21 protein-coding genes and 2 pseudogenes are annotated in these 24,169 nt (G+C 67.5%); 12 read left to right on the top strand and 11 right to left on the bottom strand.

The genetic code is table 11. The annotated features are described in order from the left end of the window. Window positions 1-10: 10 nt before the first annotated feature. The gene (locus tag G3I71_RS18545) at window positions 11-916 is read left to right on the top strand and encodes a LysR family transcriptional regulator (RefSeq protein WP_164315910.1); all 906 of its coding nucleotides are present in this window, start codon (window positions 11-13) and stop codon (window positions 914-916) included. Window positions 917-1,082: 166 nt separating this feature from the next. Then, window positions 1,083-1,565 carry an NUDIX domain-containing protein gene (locus G3I71_RS18540; protein ID WP_164315909.1) on the top strand — a complete coding sequence of 161 codons (483 nt, stop codon included), beginning with the start codon at window positions 1,083-1,085 and terminating at the stop codon, window positions 1,563-1,565. Between the two features lie 15 nt (window positions 1,566-1,580). Here the strand turns inward: G3I71_RS18540 and G3I71_RS18535 are convergent, their stop codons facing one another. Both G3I71_RS18535 and G3I71_RS18530 read right to left on the bottom strand, forming a co-directional pair. Beyond that, a complete protein-coding gene (locus G3I71_RS18535) occupies window positions 1,581-3,272 on the bottom strand; it encodes a globin domain-containing protein (RefSeq protein ID WP_203730700.1) in 1,692 nt (563 codons plus the stop codon). 310 nt (window positions 3,273-3,582) lie between these two features. Next, window positions 3,583-4,215, bottom strand: coding sequence for an HAD family phosphatase (locus tag G3I71_RS18530; RefSeq protein WP_164315908.1), 633 nt, complete (start codon window positions 4,213-4,215; stop codon window positions 3,583-3,585). A 162-nt stretch (window positions 4,216-4,377) separates the two neighbouring features. Here G3I71_RS18530 and G3I71_RS18525 point away from each other — a divergent pair, with 162 nt between their 5' ends. Further along, window positions 4,378-5,244, top strand: a complete 867-nt coding sequence (locus G3I71_RS18525) for a GNAT family N-acetyltransferase (RefSeq protein WP_164315907.1) — start codon at window positions 4,378-4,380, stop codon at window positions 5,242-5,244. A gap of 78 nt (window positions 5,245-5,322) precedes the next feature. On the opposite strand, the pseudogene G3I71_RS18520 reads toward G3I71_RS18525, so the two are convergent. After that, window positions 5,323-5,658 (bottom strand): annotated as a pseudogene (locus G3I71_RS18520) (MFS transporter); the annotation flags it as partial. Between G3I71_RS18520 and G3I71_RS18515 the strand changes: the two are divergent. Together G3I71_RS18515 and G3I71_RS18510 are read left to right on the top strand one after the other, a co-directional pair. Further along, window positions 5,658-5,963 (top strand): annotated as a pseudogene (locus G3I71_RS18515) (MarR family winged helix-turn-helix transcriptional regulator); the annotation flags it as partial. The pseudogenes G3I71_RS18520 and G3I71_RS18515 sit on opposite strands and share 1 nt — an antisense overlap. 9 nt (window positions 5,964-5,972) lie before the next feature. Next, window positions 5,973-6,425, top strand: a complete 453-nt coding sequence (locus G3I71_RS18510; RefSeq protein ID WP_164315906.1) for a GNAT family N-acetyltransferase — start codon at window positions 5,973-5,975, stop codon at window positions 6,423-6,425. A 58-nt stretch (window positions 6,426-6,483) separates the two neighbouring features. Here G3I71_RS18510 and G3I71_RS18505 read toward each other — a convergent pair whose 3' ends face one another. Both G3I71_RS18505 and dnaB read right to left on the bottom strand, forming a co-directional pair. Beyond that, entirely contained in the window at window positions 6,484-7,869 is a 1,386-nt protein-coding gene (locus G3I71_RS18505; RefSeq protein ID WP_164315905.1) for a serine hydrolase, read from the bottom strand. 63 nt (window positions 7,870-7,932) lie between these two features. Continuing rightward, entirely contained in the window at window positions 7,933-9,408 is a 1,476-nt protein-coding gene (gene dnaB, locus G3I71_RS18500; protein ID WP_164315904.1) for a replicative DNA helicase, read from the bottom strand. Window positions 9,409-9,866: 458 nt separating this feature from the next. Here dnaB and G3I71_RS18495 point away from each other — a divergent pair, with 458 nt between their 5' ends. Further along, on the top strand, window positions 9,867-11,204 hold the full coding sequence (locus G3I71_RS18495; RefSeq protein WP_164315903.1) for an MATE family efflux transporter: 1,338 nt from the start codon (window positions 9,867-9,869) through the stop codon (window positions 11,202-11,204). 177 nt (window positions 11,205-11,381) lie between these two features. Here G3I71_RS18495 and rplI read toward each other — a convergent pair whose 3' ends face one another. From rplI to rpsF, 4 genes are all read right to left on the bottom strand, one after another. Then, a complete protein-coding gene (gene rplI, locus G3I71_RS18490; protein ID WP_164315902.1) occupies window positions 11,382-11,828 on the bottom strand; it encodes a 50S ribosomal protein L9 in 447 nt (148 codons plus the stop codon). 18 nt (window positions 11,829-11,846) lie between these two features. Then, on the bottom strand, window positions 11,847-12,083 hold the full coding sequence (gene rpsR, locus G3I71_RS18485) for a 30S ribosomal protein S18 (RefSeq protein ID WP_006381652.1): 237 nt from the start codon (window positions 12,081-12,083) through the stop codon (window positions 11,847-11,849). A gap of 57 nt (window positions 12,084-12,140) precedes the next feature. Further along, on the bottom strand, window positions 12,141-12,779 hold the full coding sequence (locus tag G3I71_RS18480; RefSeq protein WP_164315901.1) for a single-stranded DNA-binding protein: 639 nt from the start codon (window positions 12,777-12,779) through the stop codon (window positions 12,141-12,143). Between the two features lie 80 nt (window positions 12,780-12,859). Beyond that, a complete protein-coding gene (gene rpsF / locus G3I71_RS18475; RefSeq protein ID WP_164315900.1) occupies window positions 12,860-13,150 on the bottom strand; it encodes a 30S ribosomal protein S6 in 291 nt (96 codons plus the stop codon). A gap of 263 nt (window positions 13,151-13,413) precedes the next feature. On the opposite strand from rpsF, the gene G3I71_RS18470 reads away from it, so the two are divergent. The 3 genes from G3I71_RS18470 to G3I71_RS18460 all read left to right on the top strand — a co-directional run bounded on the left by G3I71_RS18470 (window position 13,414) and on the right by G3I71_RS18460 (window position 16,099). Beyond that, entirely contained in the window at window positions 13,414-13,728 is a 315-nt protein-coding gene (locus G3I71_RS18470) for a hypothetical protein (protein ID WP_164315899.1), read from the top strand. Window positions 13,729-13,876: 148 nt separating this feature from the next. Next, a complete protein-coding gene (gene femX, locus G3I71_RS18465; RefSeq protein ID WP_164315898.1) occupies window positions 13,877-14,998 on the top strand; it encodes a peptidoglycan bridge formation glycyltransferase FemX in 1,122 nt (373 codons plus the stop codon). Window positions 14,999-15,064: 66 nt separating this feature from the next. After that, window positions 15,065-16,099 carry an alanine racemase gene (locus G3I71_RS18460; protein WP_164315897.1) on the top strand — a complete coding sequence of 345 codons (1,035 nt, stop codon included), beginning with the start codon at window positions 15,065-15,067 and terminating at the stop codon, window positions 16,097-16,099. A gap of 82 nt (window positions 16,100-16,181) precedes the next feature. Here the strand turns inward: G3I71_RS18460 and G3I71_RS18455 are convergent, their stop codons facing one another. Further along, a complete protein-coding gene (locus G3I71_RS18455) occupies window positions 16,182-17,690 on the bottom strand; it encodes a glycosyltransferase family 87 protein (protein ID WP_164315896.1) in 1,509 nt (502 codons plus the stop codon). 153 nt (window positions 17,691-17,843) lie between these two features. Beyond that, window positions 17,844-20,582 (bottom strand): transglycosylase domain-containing protein, encoded by a 2,739-nt coding sequence (locus tag G3I71_RS18450; RefSeq protein WP_164315895.1) that lies wholly within the window; start codon window positions 20,580-20,582, stop codon window positions 17,844-17,846. Between the two features lie 384 nt (window positions 20,583-20,966). Between G3I71_RS18450 and G3I71_RS18445 the strand changes: the two genes are divergently transcribed. The 3 genes from G3I71_RS18445 (at window position 20,967) to G3I71_RS18435 (ending at window position 24,146) form a co-directional block, all read left to right on the top strand. Then, a complete protein-coding gene (locus G3I71_RS18445; RefSeq protein ID WP_164315894.1) occupies window positions 20,967-21,653 on the top strand; it encodes a PadR family transcriptional regulator in 687 nt (228 codons plus the stop codon). Between the two features lie 42 nt (window positions 21,654-21,695). Then, a complete protein-coding gene (locus tag G3I71_RS18440; protein ID WP_164315893.1) occupies window positions 21,696-22,778 on the top strand; it encodes an inositol-3-phosphate synthase in 1,083 nt (360 codons plus the stop codon). Window positions 22,779-22,883: 105 nt separating this feature from the next. Then, a complete protein-coding gene (locus G3I71_RS18435) occupies window positions 22,884-24,146 on the top strand; it encodes an MFS transporter (protein ID WP_164315892.1) in 1,263 nt (420 codons plus the stop codon). The last annotated feature ends 23 nt before the right edge of the window (window positions 24,147-24,169 follow it).

The raw sequence follows: 24,169 nt of genomic DNA, 5'->3' as shown, positions 1-24,169 counted from the left end.
GGAGCGCGTCATGGACCTGGCCTTGCTGCGCACCTTCGTGACCGTCCACCGGGCCGGCTCCTTCACTCGCGCCGCCGCCCTGCTCGGCCTCTCGCAGCCTGCCGTCACCTCGCAGATCCGCACCCTGGAGCGGCAGCTGGGGCGCCCTCTGTTCCTGCGTCAGGCCCGTGGCGTGACCCCCACGACCATCGGCGACGAGCTCGCGCACAAGGCCGCACCGCATCTCGACGCGCTCGTGGAAATCACCGAGACCGGGCTGGACGAGGACTCCTCCGTGCGCACGCTGCACCTCGCCGGGCCACCGGAGTTCACCGCGGAACGCGCGCTGCCCGCGCTTACCGAGCTGACCGGGGACGACGGCCAGGGCTTCGCCCTTCGCGTCTCCTTCGGCAATGCCGAGGAAACCCTGGAGGGCCTGTCCGCCGGGCATCATGATCTGGCCATCACGACGACCCGTCCGCGCGGCACCCTGCTCACAGCGACTGCGCTCTGCGACGAGGAACATGTCCTGGTGGCCGCTCCGCGCTGGGCCGCCGAAGTCGGACCCTGGGAGCTGCGCCACAAAGGGGCGTCCGTCCTGCAGGACCTCCCCCTGGTGGAGGTCCACGAGTCACTGCCACTCGTCGTCCGCTACTGGGCCTCCGTCTTCGGCTCCCACCCCGCCGCTTCCGGCACCGTCATCGTGCCCGACTTGCGCGCTGTGCTCGCCTGCGCGGCCGCGGGTGCGGGACTCGCGGTACTGCCGCGGTATCTGTGCGCGCCCGCGCTGGAGCGCGGCGAGGTGGTCGCTCTGCTCGATCCGGCGGTGCCCCCACTGCGGACGTATTTCCTGGCGGTCCGCACCGGCACCCTGGCGATGCCGCACATCACACGGGCGCACGAATGGCTCCAGCACGCGGCGGCCGACTGGGGGTGAGCCTCCGCAGGGCCTGGGATCCCTCTGCGGACCTCTCCGGACCTCTGCGATGTTTCACGTGAAACAGGCATTTCGCCTCACGCGATCCACCGTCTTTGCTTCAACGAGAACACTTCGTGGAGGGCCGACATGTTTCACGTGGAACCAGCCGGGCCACATTCCTCCCATGACCGTCCGACCCGTGGTCAAGCGCACCGCACGCGCCATCCTGCTCGATGGCGACGACCTGATCCTCATCAAGCGGACCAAGCCGAGTGTCGATCCCTACTGGCTCACTCCGGGTGGCGGCGTCGAACCGGACGACACGACCGTCGTCGACGCCCTGCACCGTGAAGTGCACGAAGAGCTGGGGGCCAAGATCACCGACGTGGTGCCCTGCTTCGTGGACACCGTCGAACACATCGGCGCGGACGGCGGCGCTACGGGCGTGAAGGTGCAGCACTTCTTCGTGTGCCGTCTGGAGACCATGGACCCCGCCCTGCGACACGGCCCCGAAGTCGACGAGCCCTGCGGCGAGTACGAGATCGTCCGCATCCCCTTCACCCGGGTCGGCATCGCCTCCGTCCATCTCGTGCCACTGTCGTTGCGCCACTATCTGGACGGGAACATCGAGGGCGTACGGGCGATGCACGCGCCCGACCTGGGCTGACAGCGCGCAGCCGGGTCAGCTACCGGTGACGACCAGTTCCTCCACCGAGTCGTGGTGGATCCGCTCCGCGGGGAAACCGGTGCGCAGCAGCTCGTCCACCCCGCTGCGGATCATCCCGGGCGGGCCCGACAGGTAGGCGTCGTACTCGTACCAGGGCCCGTACTCCCGTACGGCATCGGGGAGCTGGAGATGCGCCTGCTGGTCTATGACCGCGCGCACCGCCAGCCAGGAGTGGCTCTGCTGGAGCCGCAGCATGGCGTCGATGTCGTACAGGTCGAGATCTGTACGGGCGCCGTAGAAGACCTCGACCCGCCGCCGGTCACCGTGCTCGGCGACGTCCTCGACCAGTGCCTTGATGGGCGCGATGCCGGTGCCGCCGCCCAGACAGAGCAGCCCGCTGTTGGTGGTGTGGTCGACAGTCATCGTGCCGGCGGGCGGGCCGAGCCGGACGATGTCGCCGGATCGGGCACGGTGCACCAGCGCGTTGGAGACCCAGCCCGCAGGCACCGCCTTCACATGGAACGACAGCAGACCGTCGGAGCGGGGCGCCGAGGCGAAGGAGTAGTGCCGCCAGATGCGGGGCCACCACGGCGTCTCCAGGCTCGTGTACTGCCCGGCGAGGAACGGGTACGGCTGGTCGGGCCGGACGGTGATGACGGCGATGTCCGGGGTCCTGAGGTCGTGCGAGACCACCTCCGCGTACCACCAGGCCGGAGCGCGCAGTTCATCGACGGCCGCAGCGTCGATCATCACCTGGGACATCGTCGTGTACGCCCGCACCCACGCCGCCTCGGTCTCCTGGTCCCAGATCTCGGCGGCGTACCGGCTCAGCGAGCCGATGAGGCACTCGCCGACGGCCGGGTAGTGCTCGGGTCGCGTGCCGTACTTGCGGTGGCCGCGGCCGAGGTTCTTCAGATACGCGACGAGTACCTCGGTGTTGTCGATGTGCTCGGCGGCGGTGAGCAGTGCCTTGAGAAGCCGGTCCCGCTGGGTGTCCATCGCGGCCGGGAAAAGTGAGCGCAGTTCGGGATGGCGAACGAAGAGGAGCGCGTAGAAGTACGAGGTGGCCTTGTCGGCGACAGGACCGACCACTTCCATGGTCCGCCGGATGCGCACTGCGTCCGGGGACGCCTGCTGGAGCGGCTCGGAGTACGGCGCGGGGGGTGCGGGGGAAGCCTCGGCGGTGGTGGCCTCGATGGCCGGCACCGGGCGGAGAGGCGGTGCGGGGGGAACGGGCTCGGGTGTGCCCGACCACGTGTCGGAAACCGGCGGTACGGAAGCCGGGGTCACCGGGGCGAAGGGCGGGCGAACCGGGGTCTCGTTGACCGAAGGCGCGGGAGTGAAGGGCGCGGGAAGTGGAGTCGCGGGAGCGAGGGGCAGGGGAGGCAAGGGCGCGGGATTGGGAGGGGTCGCCGGAGGCTCAGGGGGCGGCGGCGCGGGTATTCGTTCTCGCGCCGACGGAGGCTCGTTCCCCGCCTGACGGGCGTTGGCATCCGGCAAGAAGCTCGGGGCGGCACCCGGAGTGGGCCTGCCCACGGGACGCAGCGCGGCGAGCCGATTGCCTTCCGCTGCCTCCTGCTCGCCACCCGGGGACGCCTCCGGCTGCTTGTGCGGCTTGAACCAGCCGTCCCCGCCGCTGCCGCCGGTAGTGCCGTTGTCGGCCGACGTGGTGATCGGAGCGTCCATGGTCTGCCTCGCCTCGAACATCTTTCGGTCGGTCTGCGCACTTCCTGGTTCGGAATGTGCTCGCGTTCCCCCGCTGACGGCTGGTTTTCCCCGTTCGCCCCCTGTCCAATGCGGCCACATTCAACCCGGACCTCCGTCGCGTAACCGGAAATGCGAGTCTTCGATCTCTCCGTCCCCTTAGGCTGCATTGCCCTGCTCCTGCCTCGTGCGCGGGATACGCACCCCCGATCGGACAAGAACCGGAGTCGACCATACCGGCCGTTGCCGAGCACACAAGTCCCGCCCTGATTCACCGCTGACGAGCAAGGGGGCGAACCATCAATTCCATCAACTACCGGGCGCCGCACACCAATTCATAGGCATCCCACAAATCCTGCCCCGCGTAGGTGTGGGTCGCGAGACCTGCCAGATGACGGTCGGCGTTGACCGCGACGGAGACCGGTACCACCCCGAAGAGCTCCGCGTCGGAGAGCGAATCGCCGTACGCGACACAGTCCGCCCGGGTCAGCCCGAACTGCCCGCAGAGCCGGTCCGTGATCTGCACCTTGGCCGCGGGCGTCAGGATTCCGGTGGGATCCAGCGGCTCCGTGAAGGGCACCGCCGGAAAGCGCGAGCCATGCGCCGCATGCGCGCCCCACCCCGTCAGCCGTTCGACGAAGAACGAGGGCGACAGAGAGACAACGGCGCAGTACTCCCCTCGGTCCCGGATCGCATCCCATGTCTCCCTGATCCGCCGCAGCCAGGGCGCTTCCGCGAAGGCCGCGTCGACATGGGCCACGGTCAGTTCAGCCCAGAGGAGGTACACGCGCCGCGCGTACTCCGCAGCTTCGACACGCCGGGTCACGAAGTCCCGCTCCAACTCGGCAATTTCGCGGTCGAGCCCAAGTTGCCGGGATATCTCGACGGGGGCGGCCGAACCGTGCAGCAGTATTCCGTCGACGTCGAAGAGATGCAGTCGCGTCATGAGTGCCGAGGCGAGGGCCTGTCGCCCGATGACCGTTGCTCAACGTTTCACGTGAAACATCTGTCCACGCGCTGTACGGTCCGGCACGAGATGGCCAAAAGAGCGTGCGGTCGGCCGCAAACAGGTGGACGCAAGGGGTGCCGGTCGGACAGCCTGACCTGCGTGCCGACTCCTTCTCCCGCTGATCTTCCCATCCGCCGTCTGACGCACCGCGATCTCACCGCCTGCGCCGACTTGTCCGAGGACCGGGGCTGGCCCCGCGAGGAGCACAAGTGGGGTCTCCTGCTCACGGCCGGGAAGGGCTACGGGATCGACGACCCCGGCGGCGGACTGGTCGCCGCATGCGTCGTCACCGAGTACGGACTGTATGGAAACCCCGAGTTGGGAGCCATCGGCATGGTGCTGGTCGCCGAGCGGTATGCCCGCCAGGGCGTCGGGCGGCGGCTGATGCAGCACATCGTCGCCGCGATGGGCACCACGCCACTGACGCTGTACGCGACCTCGAACGGCCGCCCGCTCTACGAAGAACTCGGCTTCAAGGTCATCGGCAGGTCCGAGATGTTGCGCGGACACTTCACACCGGACGGACCGGAGCCCGAAGTCGGCACGCGCGCGGCCACGGCCGAGGATCTCACCGAAATCATCCGGCTCGACGAGGAGGTGTTCGGCATCGACCGCACCCCCGTCATCACGCGGCTGCCCGCCTTCTCCGACCAGTTGCGCGTCGCCGAGGAGAACGGCCGGATCATCGGCTACGCGGCGGCCTGGCCCAACATGGACACCCATGTCGTCGGTCCCTTGATCGCCCGCGACACGGAGACGGCGAAAGCGCTCCTCACCTCCCTCGCCGCCCACACCGACCGTCCGCTGCGCACGGACATCGACGTAAGACACGAGGCACTGCTGGCCTGGGTGAAGGAGCGCGGGCTGGCGCAAGCGGGCCTCAACGCGGTGATGACGTACGGAATCCCCGAACTGCCGGGTGACTGGACGCGGCGGTTCGCGCCTCTGACGGTGGCCGCGGGCTGATGGTCTGCGGCAAGAGACCAACTCTGCGGCTCCCAGCAGACACGGCGGCGACTCTGAACCGCGCCCGGCCTGTCCGGGTCACCGGCGCAGGGCCGCCTGCCGCCTGACAGGCGTGCCGCCGGCGACGACCGGACTGGGTGCCCCGGCGCGGCGCTCCAGAGCGCCCGACAGGAAGGCCAGGAGCAGGGCGCCAGTAGCGAGAGCGGCACCGACCCAGTTGGGGTCGGTGTAGCCGAGACCCGCCGCGATCACCATGCCTCCGAGCCAGGCGGAGAGTGCGTTGCCGAGGTTGAAGGCCCCGATGTTGACGGCCGAGGCCAGTGTCGGCACACCCTGCGCCTGGTCGAGGACCCGCTTCTGCAGGGGCGGGACGGTGGCGAAGCCAAGCCCACCGATCAGCGCGATCGTGACGGCGACAGCACGACGGCGTGGGCGTCCATCTGCAGATGAAGGCGGTCGCCGACGCGGTCGTCCTCAGCCAGAGCGCCACGACACGACTGGTCACCAGACTTGGGGACCGCGGGCTGCTGGCCCGCTATCTGTGCCCAACCGACCGCCGCGGGATCTACACGAACGTCAGCGAAGCAGGGCTCGACCTTCTCGACGAGGCACGCCCCACCAACGACATCGCCCTTCGCGAGGCACTCGACGAAGCCGCCAGGAATCCGGAGCCGGCTCCGCTGGTCCGGGTCGTGGAGTCGGTGAACCTCCCCGCATAGGGTTCGGCCATGGGAGATCTTGAGATACGGTCCGCGACCGCGGAGGATGTTCCCGCGATCGTCGGCATGCTCGCCGACGACCCGCTGGGCGCGCAGCGCGAGTCACCGGACGACTTGACCCCGTACCTGACCGCACTGGCCCGTCTGACCGCCGACCCGAACCAGCACCTGGTCGTCGCCGTCCGCAAGGGGCGCGTAGTCGGCACGCTCCAGCTCACGATCGTTCCCGGACTGTCCCGCAAAGGTGCGACCCGGTCGATCATCGAGGGCGTACGCGTTCACGCCGCCGAACGCGGCAGCGGTCTCGGCGGCCGGCTCATCGAGTGGGCGATCGACACGTCACGCCGGGAGAACTGCCAGTTGGTTCAGCTGACCTCGGACGTCACCCGCACGGACGCCCACCGTTTCTACGAACGGCTCGGCTTCACGCCTTCGCATGTGGGCTTCAAACTCCAGCTCTGAACACCCGGAGGAAGCGTCATGTTTCACGTGAAACATGACGCTTCTTCGCAGTCGGCGCCTACCTGATCCCGCGCCACCCTTCCGGATCCACCCCACCCGGCACGGACGCCCCCTCCTCGTACGGCTGACGCACGAAGACGAACGACCCGAGGTCCAGGTGGTCCGCGACTCCGCTCGGCCGTCGTACGGCCCTCAGGAGCTCTCCGGCGAAGTAACCGTCGAGGCCCGTCCAGGTGCCGTCGCCGTTCGACCTGAAGCGCGAGCGACGGCCGGCGCCCGTCAAGGGCCCCAGCGAGACACCCCCATCGACCGACAGTCGCAGGACATAAGGGGCGGTCCCCCAGTACCACTGGCCCGCCAACTCCAGTACGGCCCTGTCGACTTCGGGCAACGGACGCCATGGCTCGGGAATCCGCGGCTCGGCCTCCGCGACGATCTTCACGAGGTCGGCGGCGACCGCGGACACCGCCGAGCCTGAGGTGCAGTTGGCCATGACGACAGCCGCGAGGTCGTCCGCCACGCTGATGGTGAGGCTCGCCAGGAAGCCGGGCAGTGATCCTCCGTGCCCCACCAGCAGTCGGCCGTCCCGGTACTGGACCTGCATACCGAGGCCGTACGCCGCACCCGCGGCCACATCCTCCGGCTCGGCCGGAGCTGCCGGCGTACGCATCTCCGCAACTGACGCGGCGCTCAGCACCCGGTCGTCCCCCTTGGCGAGGAAGGCGGCGAAGCGCGCCAAGTCTGCTGTCGTGGACCAGAGCTGACCGGCCGGCGCCATCCGTCCGAGGTCCTCCGTCGGCTCCGGCAGCAGCACATCGGCCCAGGGATGCACCGCCCAGCCACCGGCGTGCGGTGCCTGCGGCTGCCCGCTGGTCCGCTCCAGCCCCAGGGGTTCGAGCACCTCACGCCGCAGCACGTCCTCCCACGGAGCACCGCGCAGCTCCTCGACCAGAGCGCCGAGAACGCTGTAGCCGGGGTTCGAGTAGTGGTGGCGTCGACCCACGGGATGCAGCAACGGCCGCTCCCCGAGTACGCCGGCCAGCTCGGGCCGCAAGGATCCGGGTGTCCGCTCCCACCAGGGCCCGGGTGACTCGGCCGCCAACCCCCCGGTGTGCGCGAGCAGTTCGGCGATGGTGGCCTCCCCCGCGCCGGTACCCGGCAGGTGTTTCTCCAGCGGATCGACGAGATCGACAAGCCCCTCGTCGCGCAGTCGCATCACCAGTACTGCGGTGAAGGTCTTGGTGATCGAACCGATCCGGTACTGCACGTTGGCATCGGGCGCATGGCCGTCCACCGAGCTCCGCGCCCCCGTCCACACTGTCTCCCCGCCGCGCACCACCGCCGCGACCAACGACGGCGCCCGCCCTTCACTCTGGGCAACCGCGATCCGATGCAGCAACGCCCGCCGCGTGCCGGGAAGGAGCTCGTCCTGAGGTGTTGTCATGGGGCAAGTTCATCGGTCGTGTTGCGTTGCGTCGAGCTCATTTCCCCAGCCCTGGGGTACGCGTCACGTCTGGGCCATGTCCACGAAGCGCGAATAGTGTCCCTGGAAGGCAACTGTGATCGTCGCTGTCGGGCCGTTTCGGTGCTTGCCGACGATGATGTCCGCCTCGCCCGCGCGCGGAGACTCCTTCTCGTACGCGTCCTCACGGTGCAGCAGGATCACCATGTCCGCGTCCTGCTCGATGGATCCGGACTCACGCAGGTCGGAGACCATGGGCTTCTTGTCCGTACGCTGCTCGGGGCCACGGTTCAGCTGCGACAGCGCGATCACCGGCAGCTCCAGCTCCTTGGCCAGGAGCTTCAGGTTTCGCGACATGTCGGAGACCTCCTGCTGACGGCTCTCGGAACGCTTGCCGCCGGACTGCATCAGCTGGAGGTAGTCGATGATCACGAGCTTCAGGTCCGCGCGCTGCTTGAGGCGGCGGCACTTGGCACGGATCTCCATCATCGACAGGTTCGGGGAGTCGTCGATGTACAGCGGCGCGGCCGACACGTCCGGCATACGGCGGGCGAGCCGGGTCCAGTCCTCGTCGGTCATCGTGCCGGAGCGCATGTGGTGAAGGGCCACACGTGCCTCGGCGGACAGCAGACGCATGGCGATCTCGTTGCGGCCCATTTCGAGGGAGAAGATCACGCTCGGCATGTTGTGCTTGATCGAGCAGGCACGAGCGAAGTCCAGCGCCAGCGTCGACTTACCCATGGCGGGGCGGGCCGCGATGATGATCATCTGACCGGGGTGCAGACCGTTGGTGAGCTGGTCGAGGTCGGTGAACCCGGTCGGCACACCGGTCATCTCCCCCGAACGTGAGCCGATCGCCTCGATCTCGTCGAGCGCGCCCTCCATGATGTCGCCGAGCGGCAGATAGTCCTCCGTGGTGCGCTGCTCGGTGACCGCGAAGATCTCGGCCTGGGCGCTGTTGACGATCTCGTCGACGTCCCCGTCGGCCGCGTATCCCATCTGGGTGATACGGGTTCCGGCCTCGACCAGACGGCGCAGAACCGCGCGCTCGTGCACGATCTCCGCGTAGTACTCGGCGTTGGCCGCCGTCGGCACCGTCTGCACCAGTGCGTGCAGATAGGGGGCACCGCCTACCTTGGTGATCTCGCCCCGTCTGGTGAGTTCGGCCGCAACCGTGATGGGGTCGGCCGGCTCGCCCTTCGCGTAGAGATCAAGGATCGCCGTGTAGACGATCTCGTGCGCGGGCCGGTAGAAGTCGTGGCCCTTGAGTACCTCGACAACGTCGGCGATCGCGTCCTTGGACAGCAGCATGCCGCCGAGGACGGACTGCTCGGCGTCCAGGTCCTGGGGCGGTACGCGCTCGAAAGACGTGCTCTCGCTTTCCCACGCGCCGTTTTCGCGACCACGGTCGTGCTGTTCCTCGCGGCCCCGGCCCCCTTCGCGGCGCTGTCGGGTGGGGGGCAGACGATCACTGGGACCACTGTCGGCCCACGGATCGTCCAAGGGCTCGGAAATACTCACCGAGCCACCTCCTCCCGTCCGCCGAGCGGACCTCGCCGTGCCCTCTTTTCTACGGCACGGCACTGACAAATAAGACGCCCAACTCCGGTTCCGGCGCGTCGGTTTTGTGACGTTTCCGAGGCTGGGAGAAGGAGCGGGCGCCGCACCACCGTAGGCCCGTCGGCACCGTCAGCCAATCTGGTTATCCACAGGCCATGTGGACGACGGCCCGGATGCTGTGGAGAACTCAGCAAAACCTGTGCACGACTCGGTGGACAGCCCTGTGAACAAGCTTTCGCGGCTTTCGACGCACCACCTCTGACCAGCTCTTTTCCCATCCACTGGCTGTGCAGAAGAAAAACTTTCCACATCGGGCCAAGATCTCCACGAGCGGCACACCTCGAGGCGCACCTCAAGAGACCAGGTAATAGTCACAAGCACATTGCATCTCTTACCTGTGGAAGATTAGATTGGTGGTCATGACACAGGCTCCCGCTGAACCCAGGGCGACCCGACGCCGGCACGACCGAGAGATCGTCGCACTGGCCGTCCCCGCCTTCGGCGCACTCATCGCCGAGCCTCTCTTCGTCATTGCCGACAGCGCCATCATCGGCCATCTCGGCACAGCACAACTCGCCGGCCTCGGCATCGCCTCTGTCCTACTCACCACAGCGGTCAGCGTCTTCGTCTTCCTCGCGTACGCCACCACAGCCGCCGTCGCCCGACGCGTCGGCGGGGGTGATCTCCAGGCCGCCATCCGCCAGGGCGTGGACGGCATCTGGCTTGCCCTACTGCTCGGCGCCGCGGTCATTGCCGTAGTCCTGCCCTCGGCGCACGCGCTCGTGGACCTCGTCGGCGCCTCGAACACCGCAGCCCCGTACGCGGCCACCTATCTGTGGATCTCCGCACTCGGAATCCCGGCCATGCTCGTCGTCCTCGCCTCCACCGGTGTTCTGCGCGGGCTCCAGGACACCAGAACCCCGCTGTACGTCGCCATCGCGGGCTTCGTCGCCAACGCCGCCCTGAACGTGGGCCTCGTCTACGGCGCGGACCTGGGCATCGCGGGTTCCGCCTGGGGCACCGTCATCGCCCAGTGGGGCATGGCGGCGGCCTATCTCACGGTCGTCGTCCGGGGCGCCCGCCGGCACGGCGCCTCGCTGCGCCCCGACACCGCGGGGATACGGGCCTCCGCCCAGGCGGGCGCGCCGCTTCTCGTGCGTACCCTCTCCCTACGGGCGATCCTCATGATCGCCACGGCCGTTGCCGCACGGCTTGGGGACGCGGACGTCGCCGCACACCAGATCATCCTGTCCTTGTGGAGCCTGCTCGCTTTCGCGCTCGACGCGATCGCCATCGCAGGGCAGGCCATCATCGGGCGCTATCTCGGCGCGAACGACACTCGGGGCGCCCGCGAAGCCTGCCGCAGAATGATCGAGTGGGGCATCGCCACCGGAATCGTGCTCGGCCTGCTGGTGATCGTCAGCCGCCCATTGTTCCTGCCCCTGTTCACCAGCGACGCCGTGGTCAAGGACACCGCGTTGCCGGCCCTGCTCATGGTCGCGCTGTCGCAACCGATCTGCGGGATCGTCTTTGTCCTGGACGGCGTACTGATGGGCGCGGGCGACGGCCCTTACCTGGCCGGGGCGATGCTGATCACACTGGCCGCCTTCGCACCGGTGGCCCTGCTCGTGCCAACCTTCGGTGGCGGCCTCACCGCCCTCTGGGGAGCGATGACGCTCATGATGACTGTCCGCATGCTGACTCTGTGGCTGCGAGCCCGTTCAGGCCGTTGGATGGTCACGGGCGCCACCCGCTGAAGGTACGGAGAGCGCCGAGTACGCCGCACCCCTCCGCTCCACATCCTCCTGTTTCACGTGAAACATCGACCCGATTCCTACCGTTTCACGTGAAACATCGCCGTTCTCAGTTCCGCTCACGCAGAAGGGCCGCACCCCGGAGGATGCGGCCCTGGAACTGCTCAGCGAGCGCGAGGCTCAGGCGGCGACGACCTCGATGTTGACCTTGGCGGCAACCTCGGGGTGCAGGCGCACGGACGTCTCGTGGGCGCCGAGCGTCTTGATCGGCGTGCCCAGCTCGATGCGGCGCTTGTCGACGTCGGGGCCACCGGAAGCCTTGATCGCCGTGGCGATGTCGGCCGGGGTGACGGAACCGAAGAGACGACCGGCGTCGCCGGAGCGGACGGCCAGACGGACCTTGACGCCTTCGAGGCGGGCCTTGATGTCGTTGGCCTGCTCGATGGTCTGGATCTCGTGGATCTTGCGAGCGCGACGAATCTGCTCGACGTCCTTCTCGCCACCCTTGGTCCAACGGATCGCGAAGTTCCGAGGGATCAGGTAGTTGCGAGCGTAGCCGTCCTTGACGTCGACGACGTCGCCCGCGGTACCGAGGCCGGAGACCTCGTGGGTAAGGATGATCTTCATTAGTCGGTCACCCTTCCCTTATCGCGCGGTTGACGTGTAGGGCAGCAGCGCCATCTCACGGCTGTTCTTGACAGCCGTGGCGACGTCACGCTGGTGCTGCGTGCAGTTGCCGGTGACGCGGCGGGCACGGATCTTGCCGCGGTCGGAAATGAACTTCCGCAGCATGTTCGTGTCCTTGTAGTCCACGTACTGGACCTTGTCCTTGCAGAAAGCGCAGACCTTCTTCTTAGGCTTGCGCACAGGCGGCTTCGCCATGGTGTCTCTCCTGTGTGATCAAGAAGTGTGGGTACGGCCCACCCCTCGGCCAAAGGCCTAGAAGGGGGGCTCGTCCGAGTAGCCGCCACCGGAACCACCGGAACCACCGGAACCGCCGGAACTACCGGAGCCGCCGGAGTTTCCACCCCAGCCGCCGCCACCAGCGCCACCCTGGTTGCCACCAGCGGGAGCGCCCGTTGCCCAGGGGTCTTCAGCCGGAGCGCTGCCGCCCTGCGGAGCACCGCCGGAGTTTCCACCCCAGCCGCCGCCCTGCTGGCCGCCACCGCCACCGCCGCCACTGCCGCCGCTGTAACCGCCCTGGCCACCTCGGCCGGCGGCCTTGGTTACCTTGGCGGTGGCGCTGCGCAGGCTGGCGCCGACCTCGTCGACGTCCAGCTCGTAGACCGTGCGCTTCTCGCCCTGCGTGGTCTCGTAGGACCGCTGCTTCAGCCGGCCCTGCACGATGACGCGCATGCCTCGCTGGAGCGACTCGGCCACGTTCTCCGCCGCCTGACGCCAGACCGAGCAGGTCAGGAACAGGCTTTCGCCGTCCTTCCACTCGTTCGTCTGCCGGTCGAAGGTGCGGGGGGTGGACGCGACACGGAACTTCGCGACCGCCGCACCCGAGGGGGTGAAGCGCAGCTCGGGGTCGTCGACAAGATTGCCGACGACCGTGATGACGGTCTCGCCTGCCATAGGGGAACCTCTCGGCGGGTTTGCTGCTGGCTGCTTTTGGTGCTGCTACTCGGATTCCCGAGATCAGCTGAGCGGGAGGCTCAGTGGGTCTCGGGGCGGAGGACCTTGGTCCGGAGGACCGACTCGTTCAGGTTCATCTGCCGGTCGAGCTCCTTGACGACCGCAGGCTCGGCCTGCAGGTCGATGACCGAGTAGATGCCCTCGGGCTTCTTCTTGATCTCGTACGAGAGACGACGACGGCCCCAGGTGTCGACCTTCTCGACCTTTCCGTTGCCCTCACGGACGACGGAGAGGAAGTTCTCGAGCAGAGGGGCGACAGCGCGCTCCTCCAGCTCGGGGTCGAGGATGACCATCACTTCGTAGTGACGCATGTGGAACCCACCTCCTTTGGACTCAGCGGCCACGGTCGTTCCGTGGCAGGAGGGTTGTTATGCGTACGCAACGGTATCGGCAGCCACTGACAGTCGGAGGTCTCCGAAGGGATTCCTCGTCGCGGCATGGGCAGACACCGGTGCAGAGGGTACAGAGTACCCGCACTGCGCTTCCGGTTGAAATCAGGGCCGGGTGACCGTCAATCTGTACACATCGGGTGTGTATGGCGCTACGATGCGCCGCCTTCCGCAGGAGGTGCCACATGGCACAGGCATTGCGACCCAACACCGCCGGATCTCTCTTCGCCACCGACGGCAAGCCCCATCCGCTCCAGGACAGCCTGCTCGCTGTGACACTGGTGCTCGGAGTGACGGCCTTCGTCACGGCGATGTTCCACAGTCTGCATCTGCTCAGTTCCTGGACCGGTCTGGTGGGGATCCTCACCGGCGCGTACGGACAGTTCGTCTCGGAGACGACCCGCGAACGCTTCGGGCTGATCATGGGCCTCGGCGCCGCCGCGGTCGGCTTCTTCCTCGGCATGGCGCACGGCGGCCTCTTCGGCGGCGTGATCGGCTGACGCGGCCCCCCTGATGCCCCGGCCGAGGCAAGGCCGGGGCACAGGTGCCGTACGGCCAGTCGAGGCGCTCGCAGGGCGCAGTAGGCTTCGGCGCGAGAGCCGGAGCCCCTGTACCCATGGGGACACACCAGCCCGAGGAGCGCCCGGAATGAGCCTGACCCTGAGGACGATCAGCCGTGAGCAGCATCTGGCGTACATCCAGAGCCTGCCGTCGGCGAGCCACATGCAGGTTCCGGCCTGGGCAGACGTCAAGGCGGAGTGGCGCTCCGAGAGCCTCGGGTGGTTCGACGACCGGACGGGCGAGATCGTCGGCGCCGGTCTCGTGCTGTACCGCCAGCTGCCCAAGATCAAGCGGTATCTGGCCTATCTGCCCGAGGGCCCGGTCATCAACTGGTTCGCGCCGAATCTCGACGACTGGATCCAGCCGATGCTGGCGCATCTCAAGCAGCAGGGCGCCTTCTCGGTGAAGATGGGCCCGCCGGTGATCATCCGGCGCTGGGAGGCCACGTCCATCAAGGCGGGCATCCAGAGTCCGGACGTGAAGCGGCTGCGCGACATCGAGGCCGACTTCATCGAGCCGCGCGCCTTCGAGGTCGCCGACAAGCTGCGTCGTATGGGCTGGCAGCAGGGCGAGGACGGCGGGGCCGGCTTCGGCGACGTACAGCCTCGCTACGTCTACCAGGTGCCGCTCGCGAACCGTTCGCTGGAAGAGGTTCACCAGAACTTCAACCAGCTGTGGCGCCGCAACATCAAGAAGGCCGAGAAGGCCGGTGTCGAGGTGGTCCAGGGCGGTTACCAGGACCTGGAGGAATGGCAGCGGCTGTACGAGATCACAGCGTTGCGTGACCACTTCCGGCCCCGCCCTCTGTCGTACTTCCAGCGCATGTGGACGGCCCTCAACACCGAGGACCCCAACCGTATGCGGCTCTACTTCGCCCGCCACAACGGAGTGAACCTGGCGGCCGCGACGATGCTGATCGTCGGCGGGCACGTCTGGTACTCCTACGGCGCCTCGGACAACATCGGGCGTGAGGTCCGTCCCTCGAACGCCATGCAGTGGCGGATGCTGCGCGACGCCTACGCGCTGGGCGCCACCGCCTACGACCTGCGCGGCATCTCCGACTCGCTGGACGAGACGGACCACCTCTTCGGCCTGATCCAGTTCAAGGTCGGCACGGGTGGGCAGGCTGCCGAGTATCTCGGCGAGTGGGACTTCCCGCTCAACAAGCTGCTCCACAAGGCGCTCGACATCTACATGTCGCGCCGCTGATGTACCGGAATTCCCGTTCACACCACTGATGCACCGCAGCCACGAGAAAGGTTCCAGGTCCCGGCCATGGCGCTCACGCTCTACGTCGACACCGCGCGCTGGCGTGCGCACCACAAGCACGTGTCCGAGCAGTTCCCGGGACTCGTCCCGGTCTGCAAGGGCAACGGCTACGGCTTCGGGCACGAGCGGCTGGCGGAGGAGGCCACGCGACTGGGCTCGGACATCCTGGCCGTCGGAACGACGTACGAGGCCGCGCGGACCAAGGACTGGTTCAGCGGGGACCTGCTGGTGCTGACGCCGTTCAGGCGGGGCGAGGAGCCCGTGCCACTGCCCGATCGCGTCATCCGCTCGGTGTCGTCGGTGGACGGGGTGCACGGCCTCGTCGGGGCCCGTGTCGTCATCGAGGTCATGTCCTCCATGAAGCGTCACGGTGTGACCGAGCAGGAGCTGCCCCAGCTGCACGCCGCCATAGAGGACGTGCGCCTCGAAGGCTTCGCGATCCACCTGCCGCTGGACCGCACCGACGGCTCGGACGCCGTGGAGGAGGTCATCGGCTGGATGGACAGGCTGCGCGCGGCCAGGCTGCCCCTGCACACCATGTTCGTCAGCCACCTCAAGGCCGAGGACCTCGCGCGACTTCAGCAGCAGTTCCCGCAGACCCGCTTCCGCGCCCGTATCGGTACCCGGCTGTGGCTGGGGGACCACGAGGCCACGGAGTACCGCGGCGCGGTCCTGGACGTCACTCACGTGGCCAAGGGCGACCGCTTCGGCTACCGGCAGCAGAAAGCGGCCTCGGACGGCTATCTGGTGGTCGTGGCGGGCGGTACGTCGCACGGGGTGGGCCTGGAGGCCCCCAAGGCCCTGCACGGTGTCATGCCGCGCGCCAAGGGCGTCGCCCGCGCCGGCCTCGCCACGGTCAACCGCAATCTCGCCCCGTTCGTCTGGGACGGCAAGCAGCGCTGGTTCGCCGAGCCCCCGCACATGCAGGTGTCGATCCTCTTCGTGCCCTCGGCGGACGCCCGGGAGCCGAAGGTCGGCGAGGAACTGGTGGCCCATCTGCGCCACACCACCACGCAGTTCGACCGGATCGTCGACCGCTGACCCACCTGCCGCAGGTTGTCTGAAAGGCCGTACACGGACTCCGTGTACGGCCTTTCACTTGGCGCCTACAAGCCGCGTTCGCTCAGAGCGAACGTTCGTCGTCCTCCCGCACCTGCTGGCTGCCCCACTCCACCTGCGGCCCGTCGAAGTGCGCGGCGTGCCGCGGCGGATGAGCCGCTGGGCCGAGTACGAAGACGTCCTCAGCGCCGTCGAGCACGCCTCCTGACGGATCGTCGTCGCCGGCCCGGCGCACCACGTCCCGCTCCGGCATGAGGATGTCCCTGACGACCACGGCACACAGGTACAGCGTGCCCACCAGGTGGACGCCGATGACGAACTGGTAGCCCTCGGTGGGCAGCCCCTTGTGGGCATCACCGCTGGTCGTGTACGCGAGGTACAACCAGATGCCCAGGAAGTACGCGACCTCACACGCCTGCCAGATCAGGAAGTCCCGCCATTTCGGGCGGGCCAGTACGGCAAGGGGGACCAGCCACAGAACGTACTGGGGTGAGTAGACCTTGTTGGTGAGGATGAAGGCCGCGACGATCAGGAAGGCCAGCTGGGCGAAGCGCGGCCGGCGCGGGGCGGTCAGCGTGAGTGCCGCGATACCCGCGGCCGACGCCAGCACCAGCAGCATCGCGAAGGTGTTGACGGTCTCGGTGGTGAACGGATAGTCGAAGCGCTGGGCGATGACCAGCCAGAAGGAACCGAAGTCGACGCCCCGTTCCTGGCTGAACGTGTAGAACTTCGACCAGCCGTCGAAGGCGAAGTACATCACCGGAAGGTTCACCGCGAGCCAGGCGACGACTGCTCCTCCCAGCGCCTTGCCGAACGGCCGCCACTTGCCCGCGCGCCAGCACAGCAGGAGGAGGGGTCCCAGCAGCAGGACGGGATAGAGCTTGGCGGCCGTGGCGAGCCCCAGGAGGACTCCGAAGGCGAGCGCCCGGCCACGAGACCACATCAGCATCGCAGCGGCCGTCAGAGCGACCGCCAGCAGGTCCCAGTTGATGGTGGCGGTCAGAGCGAAGGCGGGTGCCAGAGCGACCAGCAGACCGTCCCAGGGGCGCCGCGCGTGCGTGCGTGACACGCAGACGACGATGATCGCCGCGCACACCATCAGCATTCCGGCGTTGACGAACCAGTACCACTGCTCCTGGTGCTGGATGGTTCCGCTGCCGGGCGTGAGCCAGGCGGCCACCTCCATGAACACGCCGGTCAGCACCGGGTATTCGAGGTACTCCATGTCGCCGGAGATCTTGTCGAAGTACGGCACGAGTCCGTCGGCGAATCCGCGGCCCTGATAGAGGTGCGGAATGTCGGAGTAGCAGGCGTGCGTGTACTGCGAGCTGGCCCCGAAGAACCAGCCGCCGTTGTAGCAGGGCGCCTTCTGGACCAGGCCGAGGGCGAACATGCCGATGGCCACGAGCGCGACCACTCGTACCGGAGTCCACCAGGACGTCCCCAGCAGGGCACGTCGTCCGATGGGGCCGCCGATCAGCTCACTGCCGGCCACGGCGATCTCGTCGTCCCTGGTCGGCCGTACCGGGTCCTGCTCGCGCACGCTCGCTTGCGTCGTCTCTGCACTGGGCATGGGCGACATCCTGCCGTACGCACCTAGGAACACGCCGAGGGCCGCCGCACCTGGTCGGTGCGACGGCCCCATGTTTCACGTGAAACAGCGTGAATCGGATCGGTGTTTCACGTGAAACACCCGCGCTTGGCGCTGCTTCGGCCAACCGCTCGGTCAGCCGAAGATGCCTCCGCTATCGCTTCCGTTACTGTTGCCGTTCGTGCTTCCGCTGCTTTCCTCATCGCTCTCCGAGGCTGAGGGACTGGATGTCACTCCGCCGTCGGTGGAGCCTTCGTCCGTGCCGCCCGTATCGGTCCCTCCGCTGTCCTGGCAGGTGACGTCGAAGGTGCCACAGGTCTCGCTCGCTGAGGGGGAGAGGGAGGGCTCGGGCTCTTCCTCGGTGGGCGTCGGGCTCGGCGACGGAGGCGCTTCCTCCGACTCCGTGACAGAGGGAGTCGGGCTCGGCAGCGGGTCCTCGTCGACTACCTCCCCGTAGGGCTCGGGGGTCTCGAAGTCCTTCGACGGCATGCCCTTGAGCGCCTGTTCCATGTAGTCGTGCCAGATCTCGGCAGGGAACGAGGCGCCGTGGATCTTCTCCTGGCCACCCGTGCCGTACATCTCCAGGAACTCACGGTTCTTGTTGGTCTCGTCGTCGTCCATCCGGAACATGCTGATCGCGGTGGACAGCTGCGGGGTGTAACCGACGAACCAGGCCGACTTGTTGCCGTCGGTGGTACCGGTCTTGCCGGCCACCTCACGGCCGGTCAGCTGGGCCGCCGTACCCGTTCCGTCGTCGACCACGGTCTTGAGGACGTCGGTGACGTTGTCGGCGACCTGGGCGGTGAACGCCTGCTTGGGGCTGGCGATCTTCTCGTGCTCGAAGACGGTGCCGTCCTTGCTGTTGACCGTCTCGACCGAGTAGGGGGTGTTCTGCTTGCCGCTGGCCGCGAAAGTCGCGTAGGCGCCTGCCATGCGGATAGCGCTCGGGTTCGAGGTACCGATCGAGAACGACGGGAAGTCGGCGCTGGCCAGACTGCTGTCGAGCAGGCCGGCGTCGGTGGCGGACTCCCTGACCTTGTCCAGGCCTACGTCCATGCCGAGCTGGACGTAAGCGGAGTTGGCGGAGACCCGCATCGCCTCACGCAGGTCGATCCGGAAGCTGGGCGTGTTGTACGACTCGTCGCCGTCGTTGCGCTGCAGCCACTCCTTGTCGTCCTTGTCCTTCCAAATGGTGTTGTCGTAGTTCTTGATCTTCAGCTTGTTCTTGCCGCTGTAGATGCTGTCCGGGGAGACCTGGGTCCGCTCGTCCTGCGCCTGCGTCGCCCCCAGATCCGGATCCCGGACGCCCCACTTCATCGCTGCGGCGAGCACGAACGCCTTGAACGTCGAACCCACCTGGGCGCCTGTCGTGTCGGCGTTGTTGGTGAAGTGTTTGGTCGCGTCCTCACCGCCGTAGACGGCCTTGATCGCACCCGTCGCCGGGTCGACGGATGCCCCGCCGAACTGGACGTACTTGTCCGTCTCCGGCCGCTTGTCGGTGTCGATGTTCGCCTTGCGGACCTTCGTGACCGCCTTCTCCAGCGCCTGGACCTTCTTCTTGTCGAAGGTCGTGTAGATCGAGTAGCCGCCCTGCTGCAGTTGGTTGGCGGTGATCCCGGTCTTGTCGGTGTTGTTGATGAGGTAGCCCTTGGCGAGGTCGACGAGGTAACCGACCTGGCCGCTCAGCGCGGTGTTGGAACGAGGGTTCTGCGTCTTCGGGAAGGTCGTGTACTTGGCGCGCTCGACCGCGGTCATACGCCCGTCCTTGACCTCCTCGTCGAGGATCCACTTCCACCGGTACACGGCCCGCTTGGTGTTGGCCTGCGGGGTGGCGTTCACGTTGTCGACGGCCACGTTGCCGGCCGGGTCGTAGTACGTGGCGCCCTTCAGCACCGCGGCCAGGAAGGCGCACTCGCTGGCATCCAGATCCTTGGCGTTCTTGTTGTAGTACGCGCGGGCGGCTGCCTGCAGACCGTAGGAGTCACGGCCGTAATAGGCGGTGTTCAGGTAGCCGGCCATGATCTCCCTCTTGTCGACGTTGGTGCCGACCTTGATGGAGATGAACAGCTCCTTGAACTTCCGCGTGAGCGTCTGCGACTGGTCGTCCAGCCGGGCGTTCTTCACGTACTGCTGGGTGATCGTCGAACCACCCTGTGTCTGACCACCCTTGGCCATGTTGAACAGGGCACGGGCGATGCCCATCGGGTCGACACCGCTGTCGGTCTCGAACGTCTTGTTCTCGGCCGACATCACGGCGTAGCGCATCGCCGGTGGAATCTGCTCGTAGCCGATGATCTGGCGGTTCGTCTCGCCACCGGTCGCCACCATCTGGCTGCCGTCGGCCCAGTAGTAGACGTTGTTCTGAGCGTTGGCGGCCTTCGCGACATCCGGCACGCCCACCAGGGCGTAGCCGACGCCGGCCACCGCCACGAGACTGCCGACGAAGCCGATGAACAGTCCCGTCACCTGCCGCCACGACGGCATCCAGCGCGCGACTCCGTACTTGCCCGCGCGCGGATAGTCGATGAAGCGCTTCTTGGGCGGAGGGCCCGCCGCGCGGCCTCTGCCGCGCCCGGGTCCGTTCGGGCCGTTGGGACCACCTCGGCGTCCGCCGCCCTCGGGCTCTCTGCGACGCGCGCCAGTACTTCTCTGCGAGGCGCGCCGGGATTCGGCACGGCCTCCGGACTGGCGCTCGTCACCTTCCGCTCCGTATGGACCCAACCCATAGGAATCCGATCCATAGGAGTCGGAAGGAGACTCGGTTGCGCCTCGCGGTGCCGCGCGGCGGCCGGCGGACGGGCCGGACTGGCCGCGTCGGGCCGCGGCACGTCCGCCTCCCTGCGACTGCGGCGGTTTGCGACGGTGCTCGCTCATCGAACGATTACTCCTTGGGCAGGCGCATCCGTACGCGCCTGGAAACGGCGACTGGTTTCCGGTCCCCCCAAAGTACGGATGCGGCCGGGTTCGCATTCATCCGTACCGCACCGAGCACCACGACGTCCCCAAACGTCACTCGGTTCCCGGTGGACTGCATGGCGCACAGACTACGCACCGTCAAAACCGGTCCAGCCCCGAAGTTCACCGCAAACCAGGCAACTTGCTTCCTACGAATCGGTGATGTGATCCCGTTCACGGCCTCCGCTCTTGTCGCATCCGCAGGGCCGTTCTATCGTCTAGATGTATCGAGTCGATACATCAGCTCGGCATAAACAGTGCCGGAGACCATCACGGTGGGACCGTGGGAGAGGGGAGGCGAGGATGAGCCGGCGTGCCGGAATCCTTGAGTTCGCCATCCTCGGTCTGCTCCGCGAGTCCCCGATGCACGGCTATGAGCTGCGTAAACGTCTCAATACGTCACTGGGTGTGTTCCGCGCCTTCAGCTACGGCACGCTGTACCCCTGCCTCAAGACTCTGGTCGTGAACGGCTGGTTGATCGAGGAGCCTGGCAGTGCGCCCGAGGACGTGGTCGCTGCTTCGCTGACAGGGCGCCGCGCCAAGATCGTCTATCGGTTGACGGCGGAAGGTAAGGAGCACTTCGAGGAACTGCTCTCACAGACGGGCCCGGACGCGTACGAGGACGAGCACTTCGCCGCTCGTTTCGCCTTCTTCGGCCAGACGTCCCGAGATGTACGCATGCGCGTGCTCGAGGGCCGCCGCGGCCGGCTGGAGGAGCGTCTGGAGAAAATGGGCGCCTCTCTGGCGCGTACCCGAGAGCGCCTCGATGACTACACCCTTGAGCTCCAGCGCCACGGAATGGAGTCCGTGGAGCGCGAAGTGCGCTGGCTGAACGAGCTCATCGAGAGCGAGCGGGCCGGTCGGGACCTCAAAGGTGCCGTTTCCGGGGACCCCGACTCGCAGGACACCACATCTGGAGCGCCGGGCGGCCTGCCCCGGTCCCGGGAGGACGACTCCCGGACCGGTCCGTCCGACGACACCGCCACGTGAGGGCCGCTCAGGTCCTCACTCGTACACACAGGGAGCAACCGAATGGGTTCCATTCGCGTAGCCGTCGTCGGCGTGGGCAACTGCGCCGCGTCACTGGTACAGGGAGTCGAGTACTACAAGGACGCCGATCCGGCGGCCAGGGTCCCGGGCCTCATGCACGTGCAGTTCGGGGAGTACCACGTCCGTGACGTGGAGTTCGTCGCCGCGTTCGACGTCGACGCGAAGAAGGTCGGTCTCGACCTCGCGGATGCCATCGGCGCCTCCGAGAACAACACCATCAAAATCTGCGACGTCCCCTCCACGGGTGTGACCGTCCAGCGCGGCCACACCCTCGACGGGCTCGGCAAGTACTACCGCGAGACCATCGAGGAGTCCGACCAGGACCCGGTCGACATCGTCCAGATCCTGAAGGACAAGCAGGTCGACGTCCTCGTCTGCTACCTCCCCGTGGGTTCCGAGGCCGCGGCGAAGTTCTACGCCCAGTGCGCCATCGACGCCAAGGTCGCCTTCGTCAACGCCCTCCCGGTCTTCATCGCCGGCACCAAGGAGTGGGCGGACAAGTTCACCGAGGCGGGCGTCCCGATCATCGGCGACGACATCAAGTCGCAGGTCGGCGCCACGATCACGCACCGTGTGATGGCGAAGCTGTTCGAGGACCGGGGCGTGGTCCTGGACCGCACGATGCAGTTGAACGTCGGCGGCAACATGGACTTCAAGAACATGCTCGAGCGCGAGCGCCTGGAGTCCAAGAAGATCTCCAAGACGCAGGCCGTCACCTCCCAGATCCGCGACCGCGATCTGGGCGCCGACAACGTCCACATCGGTCCGTCCGACTACGTGGCCTGGCTCGACGACCGCAAGTGGGCGTACGTCCGTCTTGAGGGCCGTGCCTTCGGCGACGTCCCGCTGAACCTGGAGTACAAGCTGGAGGTCTGGGACTCCCCGAACTCCGCCGGCGTCATCATCGACGCCGTGCGCGCCGCGAAGATCGCCAAGGACCGCGGCATCGGCGGCCCGATCCTCTCCGCGTCCAGCTACTTCATGAAGTCCCCGCCGGTCCAGTACTTCGACGACGAGGCACGGGAGAACGTCGAGAAGTTCATCAAGGGCGAAGTCGAGCGCTGAGAGGAGTCCAGCGCGGTCGAGCCCCAACAGGCTTGTCGCTCCTGCCCGTCGAGGGTCCCCGGGTCATCCGCCCGGGGACCCTCCTCGTATGTGAGGCTGTGCCCTATGGCTGTCGTGCGTGACCTGCGGGTACTCCTGCGTCTGAGCGACTTCCGGCGGCTGCTCGCCGTACGGCTGCTCTCCCAGGGCGCAGACGGCGTCTTCCAGGTCGCACTCGCCGCGTACGTCGTCTTCTCGCCGGAGAAGCAGACCTCGCCGGCCGCGATCGCCTCCGCGATGGCGGTTCTGCTCCTGCCTTACTCCCTGGTCGGCCCCTTCGCGGGCGTCCTGCTGGACCGCTGGAGACGCCGACAGGTCTTCCTGTACGGCAACCTGCTGCGCGCCTTGCTGGCATGCGTGACGGCCGTCCTGATGCTGAGCCATGTCCCCGACTGGCTCTTCTACGTCTCCGCCCTCTGCGTCACCGCCGTCAACCGCTTCGTCCTGGCCGGGCTCTCGGCGTCCCTGCCGCGCGTGGTCGACGACGAGCGCCTGGTGATCGCCAACTCGCTCTCCCCGACAGCCGGCACGCTCGCTGCCACGGCGGGCGGCGGACTCGCCTTCGGCGTACGGATCGCGGCCTCCGACTCCGACGCCGCAGTCGTCCTCCTGGGCGCGGCCCTCTACCTCTGCGCGTCACTCGCCTCCCTACGCCTCGACCGGGAACTACTCGGCCCCGAACCCGAGTTGCTGCAGCCCCGGCTGGGGGCGGCGCTCGCCGGCACCGCGCGCGGCCTGGCGGCAGGCGTACGACACCTTGCCGCACCCGGGCGCCGGGAGGCGGCCTGGTCGCTGGCCGCCATGACGCTGATGCGGTTCTGCTACGGCGCCCTGACGGTCATGGTGCTGATGCTCTGCCGGTACGCCTGGTCGGACGGCTCCGACGACGGGCTGGCCCTGCTGGGCCTCGCGGTGGGCATCTCCGGGGCGGGTTTCTTCGTCGCGGCGGTGATGACACCGACAGGGGTCGGGCGACTCGGTCCCGGCGGCTGGATCGTGGTGTGCGCCGGAGCGGCGGCGGTCCTGGTGCCGGGGCTCGGCCTGTCATTCACCGAGGTGCCCATGCTGATCGCGGCGTTCGTCCTGGGCCTCGTCACCCAGGGCTCGAAGATCGCCACGGACACGATCGTCCAGTCCTCGGTCGACGACGGTTTCCGCGGCCGGATCTTCTCCGTCTACGACGTCCTGTTCAACGTCGCCTTCGTCGGCGCGGCCGGGGTGGCGGCCCTGATGCTGCCTTCTGATGGGCGATCGGTGGCTTTGGTGGTCGTGGTCACCGCCATCTATGCAGTAATTGCAGCCCATATATTCCGATATGGCACACGTTGAGTATCGGATCGATTCTCCAGAGC

This window comes from Streptomyces sp. SID12501, assembly GCF_010550245.1.
GTDB lineage: Bacteria > Actinomycetota > Actinomycetes > Streptomycetales > Streptomycetaceae > Streptomyces.
Note: the sequence above shows the minus strand (reverse complement) of the source record. Positions and strands in the feature narration are given on the sequence as shown.

Bases quoted from the DNA above. Each gene is read 5' to 3' on its own strand.
- G3I71_RS18545 (WP_164315910.1), top strand. From the start codon at position 11: ATGGACCTGGCCTTGCTGCGCACCTTCGTGACCGTCCACCGGGCCGGC.
- G3I71_RS18480 (WP_164315901.1), bottom strand. From the start codon at position 12,779: ATGGCAGGCGAGACCGTCATCACGGTCGTCGGCAATCTTGTCGACGAC.
- rpsR (WP_006381652.1), bottom strand. From the start codon at position 12,083: ATGGCGAAGCCGCCTGTGCGCAAGCCTAAGAAGAAGGTCTGCGCTTTC.
- G3I71_RS18535 (WP_203730700.1), bottom strand. From the start codon at position 3,272: ATGTTCGAGGCGAGGCAGACCATGGACGCTCCGATCACCACGTCGGCC.
- G3I71_RS18530 (WP_164315908.1), bottom strand. From the start codon at position 4,215: ATGACGCGACTGCATCTCTTCGACGTCGACGGAATACTGCTGCACGGT.
- G3I71_RS18435 (WP_164315892.1), top strand. From the start codon at position 22,884: ATGGCTGTCGTGCGTGACCTGCGGGTACTCCTGCGTCTGAGCGACTTC.
- G3I71_RS18450 (WP_164315895.1), bottom strand. From the start codon at position 20,582: ATGAGCGAGCACCGTCGCAAACCGCCGCAGTCGCAGGGAGGCGGACGT.
- G3I71_RS18460 (WP_164315897.1), top strand. From the start codon at position 15,065: ATGGCGCTCACGCTCTACGTCGACACCGCGCGCTGGCGTGCGCACCAC.
- G3I71_RS18505 (WP_164315905.1), bottom strand. From the start codon at position 7,869: ATGACAACACCTCAGGACGAGCTCCTTCCCGGCACGCGGCGGGCGTTG.
- G3I71_RS18510 (WP_164315906.1), top strand. From the start codon at position 5,973: ATGGGAGATCTTGAGATACGGTCCGCGACCGCGGAGGATGTTCCCGCG.
- rpsF (WP_164315900.1), bottom strand. From the start codon at position 13,150: ATGCGTCACTACGAAGTGATGGTCATCCTCGACCCCGAGCTGGAGGAG.
- femX (WP_164315898.1), top strand. From the start codon at position 13,877: ATGAGCCTGACCCTGAGGACGATCAGCCGTGAGCAGCATCTGGCGTAC.
- G3I71_RS18455 (WP_164315896.1), bottom strand. From the start codon at position 17,690: ATGCCCAGTGCAGAGACGACGCAAGCGAGCGTGCGCGAGCAGGACCCG.
- G3I71_RS18440 (WP_164315893.1), top strand. From the start codon at position 21,696: ATGGGTTCCATTCGCGTAGCCGTCGTCGGCGTGGGCAACTGCGCCGCG.
- G3I71_RS18470 (WP_164315899.1), top strand. From the start codon at position 13,414: ATGGCACAGGCATTGCGACCCAACACCGCCGGATCTCTCTTCGCCACC.
- G3I71_RS18495 (WP_164315903.1), top strand. From the start codon at position 9,867: ATGACACAGGCTCCCGCTGAACCCAGGGCGACCCGACGCCGGCACGAC.
- G3I71_RS18445 (WP_164315894.1), top strand. From the start codon at position 20,967: ATGAGCCGGCGTGCCGGAATCCTTGAGTTCGCCATCCTCGGTCTGCTC.
- rplI (WP_164315902.1), bottom strand. From the start codon at position 11,828: ATGAAGATCATCCTTACCCACGAGGTCTCCGGCCTCGGTACCGCGGGC.
- G3I71_RS18540 (WP_164315909.1), top strand. From the start codon at position 1,083: ATGACCGTCCGACCCGTGGTCAAGCGCACCGCACGCGCCATCCTGCTC.